The sequence below is a fragment of the Streptomyces sp. NRRL S-646 genome, from assembly GCF_000720765.1.
Lineage (GTDB): Bacteria > Actinomycetota > Actinomycetes > Streptomycetales > Streptomycetaceae > Streptomyces.
Window position 1 is genome coordinate 904887 of record NZ_JODC01000007.1, and the last position, 17497, is coordinate 922383.

Below are 17497 nucleotides of genomic sequence, written 5' to 3' on the forward strand. Positions count from 1 at the left end.
GGGGCGGCCGCCCCCAGACCCCCGCCTCGGCCCTGAACGGGTCTCGCCCTCAAATGCCGGACGGGCTGAGTGGTGCCTACCGGACGCGCTCCACACGCCGCTCGTCCCACACCGGCTCGGCGGTCTCGCGGACGCGCCCGTCACTGCCGAAGACCAGATACCGGTCGAAGGACCGAGCGAACCAGCGGTCATGCGTGACCGCAAGCACGGTGCCGTCGAAGGCCTCCAGCCCCTCCTGGAGCGCCTCGGCGGACTCCAGGTCCAGGTTGTCGGTCGGCTCGTCCAGCAGCAGGGCCGTGACGCCCTCCAACTCCAGCAGCAGGATCTGGAAGCGGGCCTGCTGCCCCCCGGACAGCCGATCGAACGTCTGCTCGGCCTGGGCCGTCAGCTCGTAGCGGCGCAGTCGGGACATCGCCGCGCCCCGGTCCTGGGAGTGTTCCTGCCACAGGATGTCCAGCAGCTTGCGGCCCTGGAGCTCGGGGTGGGCGTGCGTCTGCGCGAAGTGCCCGGCCACGACCCGCGCTCCGAGCTTCCACTCCCCCGTGTGCGCCACCTCGTCGCCGGCCAGCAGCCGCAGGAAGTGCGACTTGCCTGAGCCGTTGGAGCCCAGGACGGCGACCCGCTCGCCGTAGAAGACCTCCAGATCGAAGGGCTTCATCAGGCCGGTCAGCTCAAGTCCCTTGCAGGTGACGGCCCTTATCCCGGTGCGTCCGCCCTTGAGCCGCATCGTGATGTCCTGCTCGCGCGGCGGCTCCGGCGGCGGGCCCGCCTCCTCGAACTTGCGCAGGCGGGTCTGCGCCGCCTGATAGCGGGACGCCAGCTCATGGCTGATGGACGCCGCCTGACGGAGGTTCAGGACCAGCTTCTTCAGCTGGGCGTGCTTCTCGTCCCAGCGGCGGCGCAGCTCCTCGAAGCGGGCGAAGCGTTCGCGCCGGGCGTCGTGGTACGTGGCGAAACTGCCGCCGTGCACCCAGGCGTCCGCCCCGGCCGGCGAGGGCTCCACCGACACGATCTTCTCCGCGGCGCGGGCGAGGAGTTCACGGTCGTGGGAGACGAAGAGGACCGTCTTGCGGGTCTCCTTCAGCCGCTCCTCCAGCCAGCGCTTGCCGGGCACGTCGAGGTAGTTGTCGGGCTCGTCGAGCAGCAGCACCTCGTCCGTGCCGCGCAGCAGCGCCTCCAGCACGAGCCGCTTCTGCTCACCGCCGGACAGCGTGCGCACCTGACGGAACTGCGCCTTCTCGTACGGCACCCCGAGCGCGGCCGTGGTGCACATGTCCCACAGCGTCTCCGCCTCGTACCCACGCGCCTCGGCCCAGTCCGCGAGGGCCTGCGCATACTGCAGCTGGGCCGCCTCGTCGTCGACGGTCATGATGCCGTGCTCGGCCTTGTCGACGGCCTGCGCGGCCTCGCGGATGCGGGGCGGCGCCACGGACACCAGCAGGTCCCGTACGGTCGTCTCGTCCCGTACGGACCCCACGAACTGCCGCATCACGCCGAGGCCGCCACTGACGGTGACCGTGCCGCCGTGCGGTTTCAGCTCGCCGGAGATCAGCCGCAGCAGCGTCGTCTTGCCTGCGCCGTTGGGTCCCACGAGGGCCACGGCGGCCCCTTCGCCCACCCGGAACGACACATCGCCGAGCAGCGCCCTCCCGTCGGGGAGGTAGTACTCGAGGTGCGCGGCTTCCAGATGTCCCATGAGGAGGCATTCTGCGGGGCGTGCCGGGGGTCGGGCAAACGCTTATGCGGTTTCGTCCAGGGGGCGGCCCGCGGGTCCGCCCTCGCCCGCCGGGGCCACCACGGCGCCCGCCCACGACAGGGCCTTCCAGCCGTCGGCGGGCGAGCCCTCCAGGATCACCACGCCGGTGTTGTCGAGGGGGCGGGCGGCGGCGAAGGGGACGTCGACGTTGTCGGCGCGGGCCGCGGTCCACATGCGGATCGCGGCGCCGTGGCTGACCATGGCGACCGTCCCGGCGCCGCTGCCCGCGGCCTCGGCGACGACGGCGTCGTAGCGGGCGAGCGCCTCGGCGCCGCTCTCGCCGCCCGGCATCCGCAGCTCCGTGTCGCCGGCCGCCCACGCGAACACGGTCTTCATGTAGAGCGCGCCCTGCTCGGTGTCGCCGGGCAGCATCTCCAGGTCGCCCGCGGTGAGCTCGCGGATGCCGTCCCGGACCAGGACGTCGAGGCCGCGGGCGGCGGCCAGCGGGGCGGCGGTGAGCTGCGTGCGGACCAGGGTGGAGACGTACAGGGCCTCGATGTCCTCGTCGGCGAGCGCCGCGGGGAGGGCGGCGGCCTGCTGCTCGCCGAGTGCGGTCAGGCCCGGTCCCGGGACGGCGGTGTCGAGCAGGCAATCGACGTTCGAGGGGGTCTGACCGTGACGTATGAGGAGCAGACGCATGCAGGGGCCCTCCGGGTGTCGATCACCGCCCGCGGGACAAGAAACGGGCACTTCAGGGTACCCGGCATCACATGAGCCCCGACGTCGACCTCACCGTCCCGAAGCCCGGCCCGCACCCGCTGCGCAGCCGGCTGCTCGCCCTCGACTGCCGTCTCTTCGAGTTCGCCGCCGAGCGGAACTGGCCGGCCGCCGAGCGTGTGCTGCCCCGGCTGAGCCGAAGCGCGAACCACGGTGTGCTGTGGTTCGCGGCGGCCGCCGCCATGGCGGCGAGCCGTACCCCGCGGGCCCGGCGGGCCGCCGCGCGCGGTCTCGCCTCGCTCAGCCTGGCCTCCCTGACGATCAACACGCTCGGCAAGCGCTCGGTGCGCCGCCCCCGGCCGGTGCTGGATCCCGTGCCGCTGGTGCGGCAGCTGAAGCGGCAGCCGATCACGACCTCGTTCCCGTCCGGGCACTCCGCGTCGGCGGCGGCGTTCGCCACCGGCGTCGCACTGGAGTCGCCGGCCTGGGGTGCGGCGGTGGCCCCGGTCGCCTGGTCCGTGGCGCTCTCCCGCGTCTACACCGGGGTGCACTTCCCGAGCGACGTGCTCGCGGGAGCCGCCCTGGGCGCGGGCGCCGCCTACGCCGTACGCGGTCTGGTGCCGACCCGCGCCCAGCTCGTCCCGCCGGCCAGGCCCCGCGCCGAGGTCGCGGCGCTGCCGGACGGCGAGGGCCTGGTCGTGGTGGCCAACAACGGCTCCGGCACCGCCGACCGGGTGCGCGCCCTGCGGGACAGCCTGCCGGCCGCCGAGGTCGTCCAGTGCCAACCCGGCGACCTACGGGCCGAGTTGGAGAAGGCCGCGGCCCACGCCCGGGTCCTCGGCGTGTGCGGCGGCGACGGCACGGTCAACACGGCCGCCGAGGTCGCCCTGCGCCACGACCTGCCGCTCGCGGTGCTGCCCGGCGGCACCCTGAACCACTTCGCCTACGACCTGGGGGTGGAGGACGTCCGCGATCTGAGCCGGGCCGTCCAGCAGGGCGAGGCTGTGCGCGTGGACGTCGGCCGGTTCGTCTGCGGCAAGCAGCAGGGCGTCTTCCTCAACACCTGCAGCCTGGGCGTCTACCCGGAGCTGGTGCGCGTGCGGGACCGCTGGTCGCGCCGGATCGGCGGCTGGCCGGCCGGGGTGCTCGCGGTCCTACGCGTCCTGCGCACGGGCCGGCATCCGCTGGAGGCCGAGTTCGGCGGCCAGACCCGCCCGCTGTGGCTGCTGTTCGTCGGCAACGGCACCTACCACCGGATGGGCCTGGCGCCCGGCCGCCGACTCGATCTCGCGGACGGACAGCTCGACGTACGGGTGGTGCACGGCGGCCGCCGTCCCGCGCTGCGGCTGCTCGCCGCCGCCCTGGCGGGCCCACTGACCCGCTCCCCCGCCCACGCGGCGGTCCAGGTGAGCCGCCTGCACCTGGAGGGAGTCGCCCCCGGCACACTCCTCGCCCACGACGGCGAAGTCACCGAGGCGGAGGGCGAAGTGACGCTGGAGAAGCTCCCCGAGGCGCTGACGGTGTATCGCCCGCTCACCACCGGCTGACGCCCTGTCAGTCCACATTGCAAAACGCTGGTCTCACAATTCGACATGCGCGCGTACGGTGATGCGTACCGACCGGACAGGGGAGTTCAGCCATGTCGAAGCCGCAGGAGACCGCCGTCTACACGCACGGGCACCACGAGTCGGTGCTGCGCTCCCACACCTGGCGGACCGCCGCCAACTCCGCGGCGTATCTGCTCGGTTCGCTGAAGCCCCACATGCAGATCCTGGACATCGGCTGCGGGCCGGGCACGATCACCGCCGACCTGGCGGCACTGGTCCCCGACGGACACGTCACCGGCGTGGACCATGCGCCGGGAATCCTGGACCAGGCCCGGGCCACGGCCGCCGGACGGGGCCTGACGAACGTCGGCTTCGCGGTCGCGGACGTGCACGCCCTGGACTACCCCGACGACACGTTCTGCGTGGTCCACGCGCACCAGGTGCTGCAGCACGTGGGCGATCCGGTGCAGGCGCTGCGGGAGATGGTGCGGGTGACGAAACCGGGCGGGTTCATCGCCGTCCGCGACTCGGACTACGCGGCCATGGCCTGGTATCCCGCGTCCCAGGGGATGGACGACTGGTTGGACCTGTACCGGCGGGTGGCCCGCGCCAACGGCGGCGAGCCGGACGCCGGGCGGCGGCTGAAGGCCTGGGCGCTGCAGGCGGGCCTGGCCGACATCACCGCCACGTCCAGCACCTGGACCTTCTCCACGGCCGAGGAGCGCGCGTGGTGGAGCGGGCTGTGGGCCGACCGGACGCTGGCGTCGGCGTATGCGAAGCGGGCCACGGAGGGCGGGCATGCGACGGTGGAGCAACTGACGGCCGTATCGGACGCCTGGCGGGAATGGGGGCGCCGGGACAACGGCTGGTTCTGCGTACTGCACGGAGAGATTCTGTGCCGAAAGAGTGCCTGAATCCCTGCTTTTGGGATACCCGGAGAACAGGAGGTTCAAATTATGGTTGCCGTCCTGCTCGTATTGCTCCTGGCGCTGATTCTCTTCGGCGCAGGATTCGCACTGAAGGCACTGTGGTGGATTGCACTGGCGGTTCTCGTGGTGTGGCTGCTGGGATTCCTGGTACGCGGCACGACAGCGGCCGGACACCGGGGCCGCTGGTACCGGTGGTGAGTTAAGCGGGAGTTATTCCCTGGGAAGCAACGGTCCGAGCGGCCCGAGGTCCAGATTGAGGTCCTCGGGCCGCAGTCCGTAGCGCTCGCGCAGTTCGGTCATGCGGTCGTCCAGGAGCATGAGGGTGAGGCCGATCCGCTCCTCCTGGTCCTCGCTGAGCTCGCCGGTGTCGAAGCGGCGCAGCGCCTGGCGTTCCATGAGCTGGCGCAGCAGTTCCACGACGGTCAGGACGAGTTTGACGAGGTCGCGCTCGACGGTGTCGGGTTCCAGGTCCAGCCGGTTGCGGCGCTGGGTCATGTCAACTCCCCCCAGGGAGACGGAACTTGCTCGTTGACCGAGCTGATCAGCGCGTTCAGGTCGATGCGGACGAGATCGACGTCCGCGATGCGCAGGGTGATGTCCCCCGTGATGACGACCCCGCCGGCGAGCAGCCGGTCGAGCAGGTCCACAAGGGCGATCTCACGGCGTTCGACGACCGTCACGACTCTTCCCCCGCAAAGGAATAGGCGGCCCACGGGCCGGTGAGTTCGACTCGTATCTCCGGACTGTTCAGCTTTGTTTCGTCCTTGCTCCGGTCCAGCAGTTCCACGAATTCCTCGGAATCACGCCGGGACACCAGATAGGCGGCGTTGAGAACATTCCGGCCGGAGACTCCGGACAGTGCGGGATTCTGCGGAGCGTGCAATCGGGAATCATCGGCGTACGCGGAAAGCGCCGCGTGCAGGTGCTCGGCGAACTCCTCGGTCTGCTTCCACATGTCCTCGTTCTCCCGCACCCGCATACGCCGCTGGCGCAGATATTCCCGGCCCGACGCCGCCTTCTGTGCGGGTGCGTCGCGTTCCTCGGGCTCGATTTCGGCGTACACCTTGACACCCCATTCCACCCGCCCCTCCAGCCGGTCGAGGGTGCGCCGGAAGTCGTCCTCACGCGCCTCCATCATCACGCGGACACCGCTGTCGTCCCGGAAGACGGTCGCGAGCCGCAGCGGCAGCGGAGTGGTGACGACGGTGAGCGCGTCGATCACACTCTGATGGGCCCGCGCCGTCTCCGTCAGCCAGTCCAGGTCCTCCAGACGCCTGCGGAGCGGTTCCTCAGCGAAGTCCCGCTCCGGCACATGGCTGACCACGGCGATCAGACCGTGGTGGGTCAGCAGTCTGGGCGGGTCGCCCGCCACGCCTTTCAACTGGGACTGCAGGGGCGCACCCAAGGGGCGGCAGACGGCGTAGACGTACCGCAGTCCGGTCATGGGGCCTCCTCTTCGCGCCTGTCTTCGCGCCTCTCTTTGCGCCTGTCTTCGCGCCTGTCTTCGCGCCTCTCTTCGCGCCTCTCGCGGCCGGGCTCCAGCTGTGCGAGGCGCTCGCGCAGCTCGGCGTTCTCCCGGGCGAGTTCCTTGCGGCGGGCACCGGAGGACAATGCGGGATCGTCCTCCCACCAGTCGATACCCATCTCCTTCGCCTTGTCGACCGAGGCGACGATCAGACGGAGTTTGATGGTGAGGAGCTCGATGTCGAGCAGGTTGATCCGGATGTCACCGGCGATCACAATGCCCTTGTCGAGAACGCGCTCCAGGATGTCGGCAAGGTTGGCGCCCGACCCCTGTCCGTAGGGCTCGGGCAGCCGGCCGGCCATGCTCATCGACGGCCTCCGCCGTCGGCGTACTCGTACTCGGGCTCAGGCTCCTCCTCGCCGTCCTCCTCGCCCTCCTCCTCGTACTCGTACTCGTCCTCGGGCTCCTCGCCCTCTTCCAGTTCCGCTCGGCCCGCTTCTTCCTCCTCGGGCTCGTCCTCCCCCGTGGCCTCCTCTTCCTCCTCGTACTCGCCGTTCTCGTCCTCGCCCTCGTCCTCGTACGACTCGTCGCCCTCCTGAGCGGCCTCCTCCTCGGCGATCGCGTCCTCGTGGCTCTGGACGACCTCACCGTCGCGGATCTCGCCGCGCCAGCTGTCCGCGGCCTCTCCCTTGAGGGTGACGAAGCGGACGAAGTTCTTGAGGTCCAGGCGGGCCCGGCGGCCCTGGGCGCGCCAGATGTTGCCGGTCTTCTCGAACAGACCCTTGGGGTAGTACTCGATGACCAGCACGATGCGGGTGAGGTTGTCGCCGAGCGTGTGGAAGGAGACGACACCCTTCGTGGTGCCCTTGGAGCCCTCCGAGGTCCAGGAGATCCGGTCGTCCGGCACCTGCTCGGTGGTCTTCGCCTTCCAGCTGCGGTTGGACCAGAAGATCTTCAGCTGCCAGTCGGACTGGGTGTCGTCGGCGCGGTTCGCGCTCTTGACGCCCTTGGCGAAGGTGCTGAAGTCCTGGTACTGGGTCCACTGGTCGTAGGCCGTGCGCAGCGGCACGCCGACGTCGACGTACTCGAGGATGACGGTGGGCTTGTTGCCCGACCCGCCCTTGCGCTTGCCCTTGCCGCCGCCGAGGTTCTTGAAGGCACCGACGACGTTGTCCTTGGCACGTGTGGCGCCGACCTCCAGGGCGGTACGCAGCGGGCCCTTGCCCTCGGCGAGCTTGCGGCCGCCGTCGAGGGCGAGCTTGGCGAAGCCCGGGCTGTTCCCCTCGGCGATGTCGTTCAGCTTGCCGGTGGTCTCGCCGAGCTTGCGGCCGACGCCGACGAGCAGGCGCGTGGTCTGTGCGGCGAGGTACTCCTGCAGTTCGGCCTTCAGCCGATCGGCGGCCTCGCTCTTCGCCATGTCTGTCAGCGGGCCGGTCGCCCCTTTGGCGCCGCGCGCCTCGGAGGTCGCCGATCCAAGTGTCTCGGTCATCGCTCACCGCCTCCCTTCGGCAGGCGGGCCCGGGCTGAGCGGGCGCCGCCCCTGGCGGCGGCCGTCTTGCGGGCGGCCGTCTTCTTGGCGGTCTTCTTGGCCGGCGTCTGCTTCGTCGCGGTCTTCTTGGCCGGCGCCTTCTTGGCAGGAGCCCGCTTCGCCGCCGTCTTCTTGGCAGGGGTCTTCTTCACAGCCTTCTTGGCGGTCTTCCTCGCTGGAACCCGCTCGGTCTCTTCGGCCGAAGGCTCCTCCTCGGCCTCCGACTCCTCGTCCCTCTCCTCGTTGTCCGGCTCCTCGTCCTCGTACTCGTCCTGCGGCTCCTCGTCCTCGTTCTCCTCCGACTCCTCGTTCTCGTCGTCCTCAAGGAGGTCCGTCGCCCCGTCCGTCACTCCCGAGAGCTGGTCGCGGACCTGGGCGGTGCGTCCGTGGAGGCGGTCGGCGAGGGCGTCGATCTGCCGCTCCACCATCGCGCCCGAGGCCGCCTTGCCGACGCCGCGCAGGTCCTCGCGCAGCTGGTCCCCGATCTCCTTGAACTGCGGATTGTTCTGCAGCTGCTGGGATGCCAGGTCCGCGAGTGCCCGCGGGCTGAGATGCATCCGCTTGCCGGCCACCAAGGTTCCGACGGCGAACGCCAGTTTCATCTTCTTCGTACGTCCGAGGACGTATCCGGCCCCTATTGCGAGGCCAAGTCCCACTCGGTTCATCCTGTCGTCCAGTTCCCTGGGGCCGCGCCACCGCGCAGGCCGATTTCCATCCGGTCCAGAAGTTCGTCCTCCTGTCGGTCGAACTCCTCCTCGTCGATCTCGCCCGCCTCCAACTGCTCCTCGAGTTGGGCGAGTTCGGCCCTGATGGTGGCCGGGTCGTAATAGATCCGTTCCGCCTCTTGCAGCACCTGCCCGATCACCCACCCGCTCCCGCGTACCGGGGCGAAGGGCAGCAGGACCAGCTCCTTGATCAGCCCCACGGCCTCACTCCTGGGCGATTCCCGGGCCGGCGGTACTACCCGCGTGCTCGGCGGGACCGGGCTCGACGAAGCTGTACGGCGGCAGGGGGCCGTTGACGCGCAGCTCGATGTGCGGATGTCCCTTGCGGACCTGCTCCACCTCCGCCAGGAACGACTCGGCGGAGTCGCGGTCCACGAGGAAGGACAGGTTGCCCAGCCAGCCGCTGGACTCGGGGCCGGCGCTCACATCGGCGGCGACCGGCTCCAGGGCGCGCTGCAATTCGGATGCGTCCTCGGCCTCCCGGTCCTTCACCGCGGCGACGACCATCTCGCCGAGCCTGAGCCGCTGCTCGTAACTGCCGCCGCCCGCCTGCCGGTTGGCGTCGGACATGGCGCGGATCTCCGGGTTCTCGGACATCACGCGATGCAGAACAGCCTCTTCCTGGTGCGTGGCCTTGACGTTGTACTCGACCTTGCCGTCCAGGGCTTGCAGGCGCTCCTTGTAGTGCTCGGCGCGGTCGGCGAGCACGCCGGTGACCGTGTCGTCGTCCGGGGCGACGCTGCCGAACCGCATGGGCAGCACGACGCCGGCCGCGCCCGCCTCGGCGAGCACGTTCTGGTGGGCGAGCAGGTCCTTGCGCTTGGGCCGCAGACCCTCGGGGGCGTCGCTCACGACGGCCGCGAGTTCACCCGTCTCGAGGACACGCACCGGGAGGGGGGGGTCCCCGACGCCGCCCATGTCCCTGGGGAGCGCGGGATGCGACTTCGCGGTGATGCCGTACACGTAGGTGCTCACTCCTGCTCCTCCTTCCTGCGCGAGGACGCCGATGACGAGGTCTTGCGGGCGCGGGGCCGGGACTCGGTCTCCTTCTCGCGGCCCTCGTCACGTGCCTGCTTGAAGGCGTCGGAGATGGTCTCGGCGGCTCCGGAGAGCGCGCCCTTGGACTTGCCGCGGCTGCCGGACTCGGTGATCTCGCCGACGAGGTCGGGCAGACCCGGGTCCTTGCGCGGCCCCGCTTCCAGGTCGAGGCGGTTGCACGCCTCGGCGAAGCGCAGATACGTGTCGACGCTGGCCACGACGACACGTACGTCGATCTTCAGGATCTCGATGCCGACCAGGGAGACTCGTACGAACGCATCTATGACCAGACCCCTGTCGAGGACGAGCTCCAGAACGTCGTAAAGGCCACTGCTGCCGCCCCCTCCGCCGGTCTGCTGTGCCGGGACAACGGTCATACCGACCGCACCTCCTTGTCCGTGAACTGGTAAACGGATGTGTGTTCCAAGCGGACGACCTACCGGGCGCCGTGCCCGCGCGGATCGGACCGCCCGCGTTCGTAACGGCGAACGCGCCGGTAGCCGGTGAGCTGCCCCTCGGTGTCGAGCTCGACCTGGTAGCTGGCCAGCAGGCTCATCGTGTCGGGCACCCTTTCGAGCTCCAGGACCTCGACCTCCAGCGACCAGCCGTCCTCCGTCTGTTCGAAGGCCGAGGCGCCCTCGACGGCCATGCCGGTGAGCTCCGCAAGCTGCGCACACGCATTGCGCAGCACCTCCATGGGGCTCGGCCTCTTGTCCGCCACGCTGTTTTCCTTGTCTGTGCTCCGCTGCGAGTCGGAGTTCCGTGAACTTTGTGACTCTTGCGTGTTTCTTGTGTTCGACATGGCCACCTCTGCGACCGGGTGGCCGCAATGGCGCTGGCCAAACCTTCAGGAGCCACGCAACGCGTCGAGCCTGCGCCGCGCCGGTCCCAGAGCGCGGCCGTGGCTCATGATTCCGGCCCAGGGATCGGTGCGGGCCTGCTCGACGGCGTCGGCGATGGTCCAGCGTCGGGCGGTCAGGTCCGGGTCGTCCAGCTGGTCCCAGGTGATCGGGGTGGCCACGGGGGCGCCGGGCCGGGCGCGGACGGTGAGGGGCACGACCGCGGTCTGCGCGTAGGCGTTGCGGCCCACGTCGAGATAGAGCCGGTCGCCGCGCTCCTTCTTGCGGGCGGCGGTGGTGAGCCGGTCGGGATGGGCCCCGGCGAGGGTGTCGGCGACGTCGCGGGCGAACTCGCGGACCTCGTCGAAGTCGTGCCGGCCGGTGAGCGGCACGACGACGTGCAGTCCGCGCGAGCCGGTGGTCATCAGTCCCGAGGGGAGTTCGAGCTCGTCGAGGAGTTCCCCGAGCAGCAGGGCCGCCTCACGCACCGCCACGAAGTCGTCACCGGCCGGGTCCAGGTCGAAGACCATGCGGTCGGGCCGGTCGAGGCGGCCGACCCGGGACAGCCAACGGTGCATCGTGAGGCCGGCCTGGTCGGCGAGGTAGAGCAGGGTGGCGGAGTCGTCGCACACGGTGTGGCAGACGGTGCCGCCCTCCTTGGGCACCTCGATGCGGGTGATCCACTCCGGGTAGTTCTCCGGGGTGTTCTTCTGCATGAAGCGCGGGCCGTCCAGGCCGTCCGGATGCCGTTCCAGCATCAGCGGGCGGCCGCGCAGATGGGGCAGCATGAGCGGGGCGGCGGACCGGTAGTAGTCGACGAGGTCGCCCTTGGTGTACTCCTTCGCATGGCCGTCGCCGCCGCCGCTGCCGTTGCCCGGGAAGAGCACCTTGTCGGCCCGGTGGACCTCCACGGTGCGGCGCCCGGCCCGCACGGTGCGGACGGTCTCGTCGCTCACCGCACGACCGCCTCCTCCACCAGCAGTTTCCCGGCCGCCGCGATCGACTCGGCGTCGATGCCCGCGGCGTGCAGCTGCTGGTCCGCGGCGGCCGAGCCCGGCATCGTACGGACGGCCAGGCGCACCAGCCGCGGCACCGGCCGCCCGTCGAGGAACGCGTCCAGGACGGCGTCGCCGAGGCCGCCCTCCTCATGGTGGTCCTCGACGGTGACCAGGCACCCGGTGTCCTCGGCGGCACGGCGCAGAGTGCGCCGGTCGACGGGCTTGACCGAGTAGAGGTCGATGACGCGGGCCTGGATGCCGTCACGGTCCAGCGCGTCGGCCGCGGCCAGCGCCTCGGCCACGGTGACCCCTGCAGCGACGAGGGTCAGCCGGTCGTGCGGGGAGGAGCGCAGCACCTTGCTGCCGCCGATGGGGAACTCCTCGTCGGGCCCGTAGATCACCTCGCTCGCCCCGCGCGAGGTGCGCAGATACCGGATGCCCTCGCAGCCCGCCATCGCGGCGACGAGCTGCGCGGTCTGGTTGGCGTCGCACGGGTACAGCACGGTCGAGCCGTGCACCGCGCGCATCATCGCCAGGTCCTCCAGGCCCATCTGGGACGGGCCGTCCTGGCCGATGGCGACGCCCGCGTGCGAGCCGACGAGGTTGATGCCGGCGCCGCTGACGGACGCCATGCGCACGAAGTCGTAGGCGCGGGTCAGGAAGGCCGCGAACGTGGCGGCGTACGGCACCCAGCCGCGGGACGCGAGTCCCACCGCCGCGGCGACCATCTGCTGTTCGGCGATGTAGCACTCGAAGTACCGGTCGGGGTGTTCCTTGGCGAACAGCTCGGCCCGGGTGGAGTCGCCGACCTCGCCGTCGAGGGCCACGATGTCGCCGCGCCCGGTGCCGAGGGCGGTGAGGGCCTGCCCGTAGGCGTCGCGGGTGGCGACCCCCTTCTCGGGGGTTCCCTTCTCCCAGCGGGGCAGTTCGAGGTGCCCGGCGCGCACGGCGTGCAGCATGCGGGTGGCGGTCGGCTCGTGGACGTGGACGCGCAGGTCGCGGAGGCCACCGAGTTCGGCGATCGCCTCGTCGGCGTCCTTGAGGGGCTTGCCGTGCAGTCCCTCGCGGTCCTGGGCGGAGCTGACGCCCTTGCCCTTGAGGGTGCGGGCGAGGATCACGGTCGGCTGCCCGGTGGTCGAGAGCGCCTCGCCGTACGCGCGGTCGACGGCATCGACGTCATGCCCGTCCACCTCGATGGTGTGCCAGCCGAACGCCTGGAAGCGGCGGGCGTAGGCGTCGAGGTCGTGCCCGTGCCGGGTCGGCCCGCGCTGTCCCAGCCGGTTCACGTCGACGATCGCGGTGAGGTTGTCCAGGTGCTCGTACGCCGCGTGCTCGGCGGCCTCCCAGATCGACCCCTCGGCCAGCTCGCTGTCCCCGCACAGCACCCACACCCGGTACCCGTTACGGTCCAGCCGCTTGCCGGCCAGCGCGATGCCGACACCGACGGGCAGCCCCTGGCCGAGCGAGCCGGTGGCCGTCTCGACCCACGGCAGCCTGCGCGGTGTCGGATGCCCCTCGAGGCGGCTGCCCAGCTTGCGGAAGGTGAGCAGCTCGCCGTCCTCGATGGCACCGGCCGCCTTGTAGGCGGCGTAGAGGAGGGGCGAGGCGTGCCCCTTGGAGAGCACGAAGCGGTCGTTGCCGGGGTGGGCAGGCCGGTCGAAGTCGTAGCGGAAGTGGTGCGCGAACAGTACGGCCATCAGGTCGGCGGCGGACATCGAGGACGTCGGGTGCCCGGACCCCGCGGCGTCGGCCGCGCGCACACTGTCCACACGCAACTGCTGGGCGAGCTCCACGAGTTCGTCGGTATTCATGAGTCTCCTTCCGCGGGAATGTCGGGACGTCGCTTCACTGGCCCCGGAGGTTCGGCCGCTACACCGCCGACCAACTCCTCACCGGGCTCGGACCCGGGCTGAGCCTTGGCGGGTTCACCGCCCGGCTGGTTCTTCGCGGGCTCGGTGGTGTGCCCCGGTGGCGAGGCGTCCTGGTGGGCCGTGTCGGCCGCTGTGGCGGCGCCCGGGCCCGAGCCGGCCGGGGCCGTCTCCCGGGGTTCCGGTCGGCCCGGTACGCGGGCCAGTTCCGGTGATGACGTGTCCAGGGGGACCGACCACGACCGTACGAGCCCCAACTGGACTGCCTGGCGCGGGAGTACGGAGTCCAGGAGCCAGTCCGCGGCGACGCGGACGCGGTTGCCGGGCATGGCCGCGAGGTGGTAGCCGCGGGTGACCGCTCCGGCCAGGGGGCCGGGCAGGGGGACGCCCAGCGGGTTGGCGGCGGCCTTCGTGCCGCCCAGGTCGACGACGAAGCCCAGGTCGCGGTGGCGGTAGGCGCGCCGTTCACCTACCCCGAGGGACGCGGCGACGTTCTGCGCCGCGACCTTGCCGTGCCGCCAGGCGTGCTGCGCGGTCATCGGCGTGTACGTCCCGGGGTTGTTCAGGTCCGGCACCGCGGCCGCGTCACCGCACGCGAACACCTCGGGGCGGCCCGGCACTTGCAGATGCGGGTCGACGAGGAGCCGGCCGCGTTCCAGCGGCTGCCCGGTGGACTCGACGAGCGGATCGGGCCGTACGCCCACGCACCACACCAGGGTGCGGGTGTCGACGAACTCGCCGTCGGTCAGCAGCACTCCGCCCGGCGTGGCCTCCTTCACGGAGGTCCCCATGCGCACCTCGACGCCGCGCTGCCGCAGCACCCGGTCGGCGGTGCGCGAGAGCCGTTCGTCCATCTCGGGCAGGACACGCGGCGCGATGTCGAGCAGCATCCAGCGCGGCTGCATGCCGTGCCGCAGGGGGTGCCGGCGTACCTGCGCGTCGGTGTACATCTGCCCGTGCGCCGCGACCTCGGTCCCGGTGTATCCGGCGCCGACCACCACGAAGGTGCAGCGCGCGGCGCAGCTCTTCGGGTCGTCCGCGTTGGCGGCGAGTTCCACCTGCCGGGTGACGTGATCGCGCAGGTACAGCGCCTCGGGCAGCCCCCGGAAGCCGTGCGCGTACTCGGCCACGCCCGGGATGGGCAGCAGCTTGTTGACGCTGCCGACGGCGAGCACGAGCCGGTCGTACGCCAGCGTGCCGCCCCCGCCCTCCGGGTCGGTGTAGTGCACGCTCTGCCCGTCGAGGTCGACGGAGTCGGCCTCGCCGAGCACCAGCCGGACGTGCGGCAGGGTGCCGGAGAGGGAGACGGACACCCGGCGGGGTTCCAGGATCCCCGCGGCGACCTGGGGCAGCAGGGGCAGGTACAGGAAGTAGTCGGTCGGATTCAGCAGGGTGACGTCGGCCTTGTGCCGCATCAGCCGGGACAGGGTGCGGGCCGTCCGGTACCCGGCGAATCCGGCACCGACGATCACGATGCGGGGTCGACTCACGGTTCGCCTCCGGCGCTGTCGCGTACGTCGTGCGGAGCCTTCCGCGTCCCCCTGGTCAGGACCCCCAAACGTCCGCCGGTTTCCGCTGCGGGCGCCGGGTACCCGGAGCGGACCGGCCCCCAGGCCCAGTGCCTCCCGGAGGTGTCCCCCATGCCCGAGTACGGCTACTTCCTCTCGTGCGAGGGGTCCGGTCCCGCGGAACTCGTCGAACAGGCGAGGACGGCGGAGCAGGCCGGATTCCAGTCGCTGTGGATCTCGGACCACTACACGTGGAACGACGCCCAGGGCCAGAGCCCCTTCGTGTGGTCGGTGATCGGCGCGCTCTCGGAGGCGGCGTCGCTGCCGGTCGAGACGGCGGCGACCTCGGCGGTGATGCTGACCGGCCGCTTCCGGCTCGACGTGGGCACCGGTGAGGCCCTCAACGATGTGCCGCCTGTTCACCGGCGAGAAGGTCAGCCACCACGGCATCCACTGCACGGTGCTGCCACAGCTGCAGCAGTCCTGAGGGATCAGCGATGAAACTCCACCGCCCCGTCGTCTCCGTCTACACGGTGCCGACCGACGCTCCCGAGGCCGACGGCACGCTGGCCTGGGAGTCCACGACCATGGTGATCGCCGAGGTGACGACGGGCGACGAGACCGGCACGGGCTGGACGTACGGCCCGCCGGCGGTCGGCGACTTCCTGCGCGACCACCTCGCCCCGCTGGTCGAGGGCCGCTCCGCCCTCGACATCCCCGCCCTGCACGACGCGATGTGCCGTTCCGTCCGCAACGCGGGCCGCCCCGGGATCGCCGCGGGCGCGATCTCCGCGGTGGACATCGCGCTGTGGGACCTCAAGGCGCGCCTCCTCGAACTCCCCCTGGCCCGGCTGCTCGGCGTGTGCCGCGAGCGGGTCCCGGTCTACGGCAGCGGCGGCTTCACGACGTACCACGACACGCATCTGGCCGCGCAGCTCAACGGCTGGGTGCACGGGCAGCACATCCCCCGGGTCAAGATCAAGATCGGGGAGAGCTGGGGCCGTGCGGCCGCCCGCGACCTGGCCCGCGTGCGGGCGGCACGCCATGTCATCGGTTCCGAGGCCGAGTTGTACGTCGACGCGAACGGCGGCTACACCCGCAAACAGGCCGTCCGCGTCGGCCGTGCCCTGGCCGAGCACGGCGTCGGCTGGTTCGAGGAGCCGGTCTCCTCGGACGACCTGACGGGTCTGCGCCTGGTCCGTGACGCCCTGGTGTGCGATGTGACGGCCGGCGAGTACGGCTACGACCTCCCCTACTTCGCCCGCATGATCGCGGCCGGCTCGGTCGACTGCCTGCAGATCGACGCGACACGCTGCGGCGGCATCACGGAGTTCCTGCGCGCCGCCGCGCTCGCCCAGGCCCACTGCCTGGAGGTCTCCACCCACTGCGCCCCGCACGCCCACGCCGCGGCGGCCGCCTCGCTCCCCAACCTCCGCCACATGGAGTGGTTCCACGACCACGTACGCATCGAGGACATGTTCTTCGACGGGGCGCTGGACCCGACGGGAGGCACGGTGCGCCCGGTGGCCGGTCTGGGCCACGGGCTGACCCTGCGGACCGACGAGGTGGAGGAATACCGGGTCGGCTAGGCCCGAACGACAGGGCCTAACGGCGGGCGAGCCGGGTCAGCTTCCGTGCGGCCACCACGCCGGCGCCGACGGTGAGCGCCGTCCCCACCCGGCCACGGTTCCGGGAGAGCCATTCCTGCGCACTGTCCGGCCGGGACTCGTCGTCGAACCGCCCGTGCGCCCCGAAGTCCCGTCCGTGCGCGCCGTCCGCCGGGGTCCACAGGTTGCCGATCTCGCCGTGCTCGCCCTCGTCCTGCTGGGCGTCGAAGCCGGTGCGTGCGAGATAGCGGTCGAGCACTCCGGGAGCCACCGCGTTGGCGAGCAGGGTGGCCACCGTGGAGCTTCCGACCCAGTACTCGCGCCGCCGACCGTGGGAGGCGGCGTGCACGATCGCGCGGGCCGCGACCTCCGGCTGGAACACCGGTGCCACCGGTCGGGCCCGCCCCGGCATCCGGCTCAACACCCAGTCGAACTGCGGGGTGTTGACGGCCGGAAGCTGCACCATCGTCGTGCGGACGCCGCTGCCGGTGTGCAGCAGCTCGCACCGCAGCGACTCGTTGAACCCCTGGATCGCGTGCTTGGCCCCGCAGTACGCCGACTGCAGCGGAATCCCGCGGTAGGCGAGCGCCGAGCCGACCTGCACGATCGTGCCGCGGTCGCGCGGCAGCATGTGGTGCAGCGCGGCCCGGGTGCCGAACACACAGCCCAGATACGTCACTTCGGTCACCCGCCGGAACTCGTCCGGGGTGATCCCGGTGAACGGAGCGAACACCCCGGAGAAGGCGTTGTTGACCCATACGTCGATGTGCCCGAACGCGTCGGCGACCTGCTGGGCCGCGTCGTCGACCGCCTTGGCGTCGGCCATGTCGACGGTGACGACAAGGGCCTCACCCCCGGCACGCTGCACCTCGTCAGCGGCCGCGGCGAGGCCTTCACGTCCGCGGGCGAGCAGTGCGACACGGTCGCCCCGGGCGGCGAAGGCCAGGGCCGTGGCCCGCCCCACGCCGCCGCTGGCCCCGGTCACGACGACGGCTTTGCGACCCCCCGGCACGGGCACCCCCAAACGCATGC

General features: G+C 71.3%; 20 protein-coding genes and 1 pseudogene. 5 read left to right on the forward strand and 16 right to left on the reverse strand.

Translation table 11 applies throughout. The annotated features are described in order from the left end of the window. Positions 1 to 76 precede the first annotated feature (76 nt). Together IH68_RS0119545 and IH68_RS0119550 are read right to left on the reverse strand one after the other, a co-directional pair. Complete coding sequence (locus IH68_RS0119545) at positions 77 to 1696, reverse strand: ABC-F family ATP-binding cassette domain-containing protein (protein ID WP_030936845.1); 1620 nt, start codon at positions 1694 to 1696, stop codon at positions 77 to 79. A gap of 42 nt (positions 1697 to 1738) precedes the next feature. Further along, complete coding sequence (locus IH68_RS0119550) at positions 1739 to 2395, reverse strand: histidine phosphatase family protein (RefSeq protein ID WP_030936848.1); 657 nt, start codon at positions 2393 to 2395, stop codon at positions 1739 to 1741. Between the two features lie 71 nt (positions 2396 to 2466). Between IH68_RS0119550 and IH68_RS0119555 the strand changes: the two genes are divergently transcribed. From IH68_RS0119555 to IH68_RS0119565, 3 genes are all read left to right on the forward strand, one after another. After that, positions 2467 to 3960: a bifunctional phosphatase PAP2/diacylglycerol kinase family protein gene (locus tag IH68_RS0119555; RefSeq protein WP_030936850.1), complete on the forward strand. Its 1494-nt coding sequence runs from the start codon at positions 2467 to 2469 to the stop codon at positions 3958 to 3960. A gap of 92 nt (positions 3961 to 4052) precedes the next feature. Beyond that, positions 4053 to 4874, forward strand: a complete 822-nt coding sequence (locus IH68_RS0119560) for a class I SAM-dependent methyltransferase (protein WP_030936852.1) — start codon at positions 4053 to 4055, stop codon at positions 4872 to 4874. A gap of 42 nt (positions 4875 to 4916) precedes the next feature. Then, positions 4917 to 5087: a hypothetical protein gene (locus IH68_RS0119565; protein ID WP_030936854.1), complete on the forward strand. Its 171-nt coding sequence runs from the start codon at positions 4917 to 4919 to the stop codon at positions 5085 to 5087. Between the two features lie 12 nt (positions 5088 to 5099). Here IH68_RS0119565 and IH68_RS0119570 read toward each other — a convergent pair whose 3' ends face one another. Genes IH68_RS0119570 through IH68_RS0119630 form a run of 13 tightly spaced genes read right to left on the reverse strand, consistent with a single transcriptional unit; the run spans position 5100 to position 14840 of the window. Beyond that, a complete protein-coding gene (locus IH68_RS0119570; RefSeq protein WP_030936856.1) occupies positions 5100 to 5384 on the reverse strand; it encodes a gas vesicle protein K in 285 nt (94 codons plus the stop codon). Next, positions 5381 to 5569, reverse strand: coding sequence for a gas vesicle protein (locus tag IH68_RS0119575; protein ID WP_030936857.1), 189 nt, complete (start codon positions 5567 to 5569; stop codon positions 5381 to 5383). Before IH68_RS0119575 ends, IH68_RS0119570 begins: the two co-directional genes overlap by 4 nt. Continuing rightward, entirely contained in the window at positions 5566 to 6333 is a 768-nt protein-coding gene (locus tag IH68_RS0119580) for a GvpL/GvpF family gas vesicle protein (RefSeq protein WP_030936860.1), read from the reverse strand. The genes IH68_RS0119575 and IH68_RS0119580 overlap by 4 nt, the downstream gene beginning before the upstream one ends. Continuing rightward, positions 6330 to 6722: a gas vesicle protein gene (locus IH68_RS0119585; RefSeq protein WP_051833556.1), complete on the reverse strand. Its 393-nt coding sequence runs from the start codon at positions 6720 to 6722 to the stop codon at positions 6330 to 6332. The genes IH68_RS0119580 and IH68_RS0119585 overlap by 4 nt, the downstream gene beginning before the upstream one ends. Further along, positions 6719 to 7843, reverse strand: coding sequence for an SRPBCC family protein (locus tag IH68_RS0119590; RefSeq protein ID WP_030936865.1), 1125 nt, complete (start codon positions 7841 to 7843; stop codon positions 6719 to 6721). Before IH68_RS0119590 ends, IH68_RS0119585 begins: the two co-directional genes overlap by 4 nt. Next, the gene (locus IH68_RS0119595) at positions 7840 to 8547 is read right to left on the reverse strand and encodes a hypothetical protein (RefSeq protein ID WP_030936867.1); all 708 of its coding nucleotides are present in this window, start codon (positions 8545 to 8547) and stop codon (positions 7840 to 7842) included. The genes IH68_RS0119590 and IH68_RS0119595 overlap by 4 nt, the downstream gene beginning before the upstream one ends. Continuing rightward, positions 8544 to 8807 carry a gas vesicle protein GvpG gene (locus IH68_RS0119600; RefSeq protein WP_030936869.1) on the reverse strand — a complete coding sequence of 88 codons (264 nt, stop codon included), beginning with the start codon at positions 8805 to 8807 and terminating at the stop codon, positions 8544 to 8546. The genes IH68_RS0119595 and IH68_RS0119600 overlap by 4 nt, the downstream gene beginning before the upstream one ends. Before the next feature lie 4 nt (positions 8808 to 8811). Further along, on the reverse strand, positions 8812 to 9582 hold the full coding sequence (locus IH68_RS0119605; protein WP_030936871.1) for a GvpL/GvpF family gas vesicle protein: 771 nt from the start codon (positions 9580 to 9582) through the stop codon (positions 8812 to 8814). Beyond that, on the reverse strand, positions 9579 to 10022 hold the full coding sequence (locus tag IH68_RS0119610) for a gas vesicle structural protein GvpA (RefSeq protein WP_030936873.1): 444 nt from the start codon (positions 10020 to 10022) through the stop codon (positions 9579 to 9581). The genes IH68_RS0119605 and IH68_RS0119610 overlap by 4 nt, the downstream gene beginning before the upstream one ends. A gap of 59 nt (positions 10023 to 10081) precedes the next feature. After that, a complete protein-coding gene (locus tag IH68_RS0119615) occupies positions 10082 to 10447 on the reverse strand; it encodes a gas vesicle protein (RefSeq protein ID WP_078912511.1) in 366 nt (121 codons plus the stop codon). A 45-nt stretch (positions 10448 to 10492) separates the two neighbouring features. After that, positions 10493 to 11440: a non-homologous end-joining DNA ligase gene (gene ligD, locus IH68_RS0119620; protein WP_030936877.1), complete on the reverse strand. Its 948-nt coding sequence runs from the start codon at positions 11438 to 11440 to the stop codon at positions 10493 to 10495. Then, positions 11437 to 13293: a transketolase gene (locus tag IH68_RS0119625; protein WP_030936879.1), complete on the reverse strand. Its 1857-nt coding sequence runs from the start codon at positions 13291 to 13293 to the stop codon at positions 11437 to 11439. Before IH68_RS0119625 ends, ligD begins: the two co-directional genes overlap by 4 nt. Next, the gene (locus IH68_RS0119630) at positions 13290 to 14840 is read right to left on the reverse strand and encodes an NAD(P)/FAD-dependent oxidoreductase (RefSeq protein WP_030936881.1); all 1551 of its coding nucleotides are present in this window, start codon (positions 14838 to 14840) and stop codon (positions 13290 to 13292) included. Before IH68_RS0119630 ends, IH68_RS0119625 begins: the two co-directional genes overlap by 4 nt. A gap of 150 nt (positions 14841 to 14990) precedes the next feature. Here IH68_RS0119630 and IH68_RS53215 point away from each other — a divergent pair. Then, positions 14991 to 15263 (forward strand): annotated as a pseudogene (locus IH68_RS53215) (LLM class flavin-dependent oxidoreductase); the annotation flags it as partial. A 92-nt stretch (positions 15264 to 15355) separates the two neighbouring features. Then, complete coding sequence (locus tag IH68_RS0119645) at positions 15356 to 16447, forward strand: enolase C-terminal domain-like protein (protein WP_030936883.1); 1092 nt, start codon at positions 15356 to 15358, stop codon at positions 16445 to 16447. Between the two features lie 16 nt (positions 16448 to 16463). On the opposite strand, the gene IH68_RS0119650 is transcribed toward IH68_RS0119645, so the two are convergent. Next, positions 16464 to 17495 carry an SDR family oxidoreductase gene (locus IH68_RS0119650; RefSeq protein ID WP_030936885.1) on the reverse strand — a complete coding sequence of 344 codons (1032 nt, stop codon included), beginning with the start codon at positions 17493 to 17495 and terminating at the stop codon, positions 16464 to 16466. Positions 17496 to 17497: the final 2 nt, after the last annotated feature.

Excerpts from the sequence above, each read along its gene's own strand:
- IH68_RS0119590 (WP_030936865.1), bottom strand. The coding sequence starts at position 7,843 with ATGACCGAGACACTTGGATCGGCGACCTCCGAGGCGCGCGGCGCCAAA.
- IH68_RS0119580 (WP_030936860.1), bottom strand. The coding sequence starts at position 6,333 with ATGACCGGACTGCGGTACGTCTACGCCGTCTGCCGCCCCTTGGGTGCG.
- IH68_RS0119625 (WP_030936879.1), bottom strand. The coding sequence starts at position 13,293 with ATGAATACCGACGAACTCGTGGAGCTCGCCCAGCAGTTGCGTGTGGAC.
- IH68_RS0119565 (WP_030936854.1), top strand. The coding sequence starts at position 4,917 with ATGGTTGCCGTCCTGCTCGTATTGCTCCTGGCGCTGATTCTCTTCGGC.
- IH68_RS0119550 (WP_030936848.1), bottom strand. The coding sequence starts at position 2,395 with ATGCGTCTGCTCCTCATACGTCACGGTCAGACCCCCTCGAACGTCGAT.
- IH68_RS0119555 (WP_030936850.1), top strand. The coding sequence starts at position 2,467 with ATGAGCCCCGACGTCGACCTCACCGTCCCGAAGCCCGGCCCGCACCCG.
- IH68_RS0119615 (WP_078912511.1), bottom strand. The coding sequence starts at position 10,447 with ATGTCGAACACAAGAAACACGCAAGAGTCACAAAGTTCACGGAACTCC.
- IH68_RS0119545 (WP_030936845.1), bottom strand. The coding sequence starts at position 1,696 with ATGGGACATCTGGAAGCCGCGCACCTCGAGTACTACCTCCCCGACGGG.
- IH68_RS0119610 (WP_030936873.1), bottom strand. The coding sequence starts at position 10,022 with ATGACCGTTGTCCCGGCACAGCAGACCGGCGGAGGGGGCGGCAGCAGT.
- IH68_RS0119645 (WP_030936883.1), top strand. The coding sequence starts at position 15,356 with ATGAAACTCCACCGCCCCGTCGTCTCCGTCTACACGGTGCCGACCGAC.
- IH68_RS0119570 (WP_030936856.1), bottom strand. The coding sequence starts at position 5,384 with ATGACCCAGCGCCGCAACCGGCTGGACCTGGAACCCGACACCGTCGAG.
- IH68_RS0119585 (WP_051833556.1), bottom strand. The coding sequence starts at position 6,722 with ATGAGCATGGCCGGCCGGCTGCCCGAGCCCTACGGACAGGGGTCGGGC.
- IH68_RS0119560 (WP_030936852.1), top strand. The coding sequence starts at position 4,053 with ATGTCGAAGCCGCAGGAGACCGCCGTCTACACGCACGGGCACCACGAG.
- IH68_RS0119650 (WP_030936885.1), bottom strand. The coding sequence starts at position 17,495 with ATGCGTTTGGGGGTGCCCGTGCCGGGGGGTCGCAAAGCCGTCGTCGTG.
- IH68_RS0119595 (WP_030936867.1), bottom strand. The coding sequence starts at position 8,547 with ATGAACCGAGTGGGACTTGGCCTCGCAATAGGGGCCGGATACGTCCTC.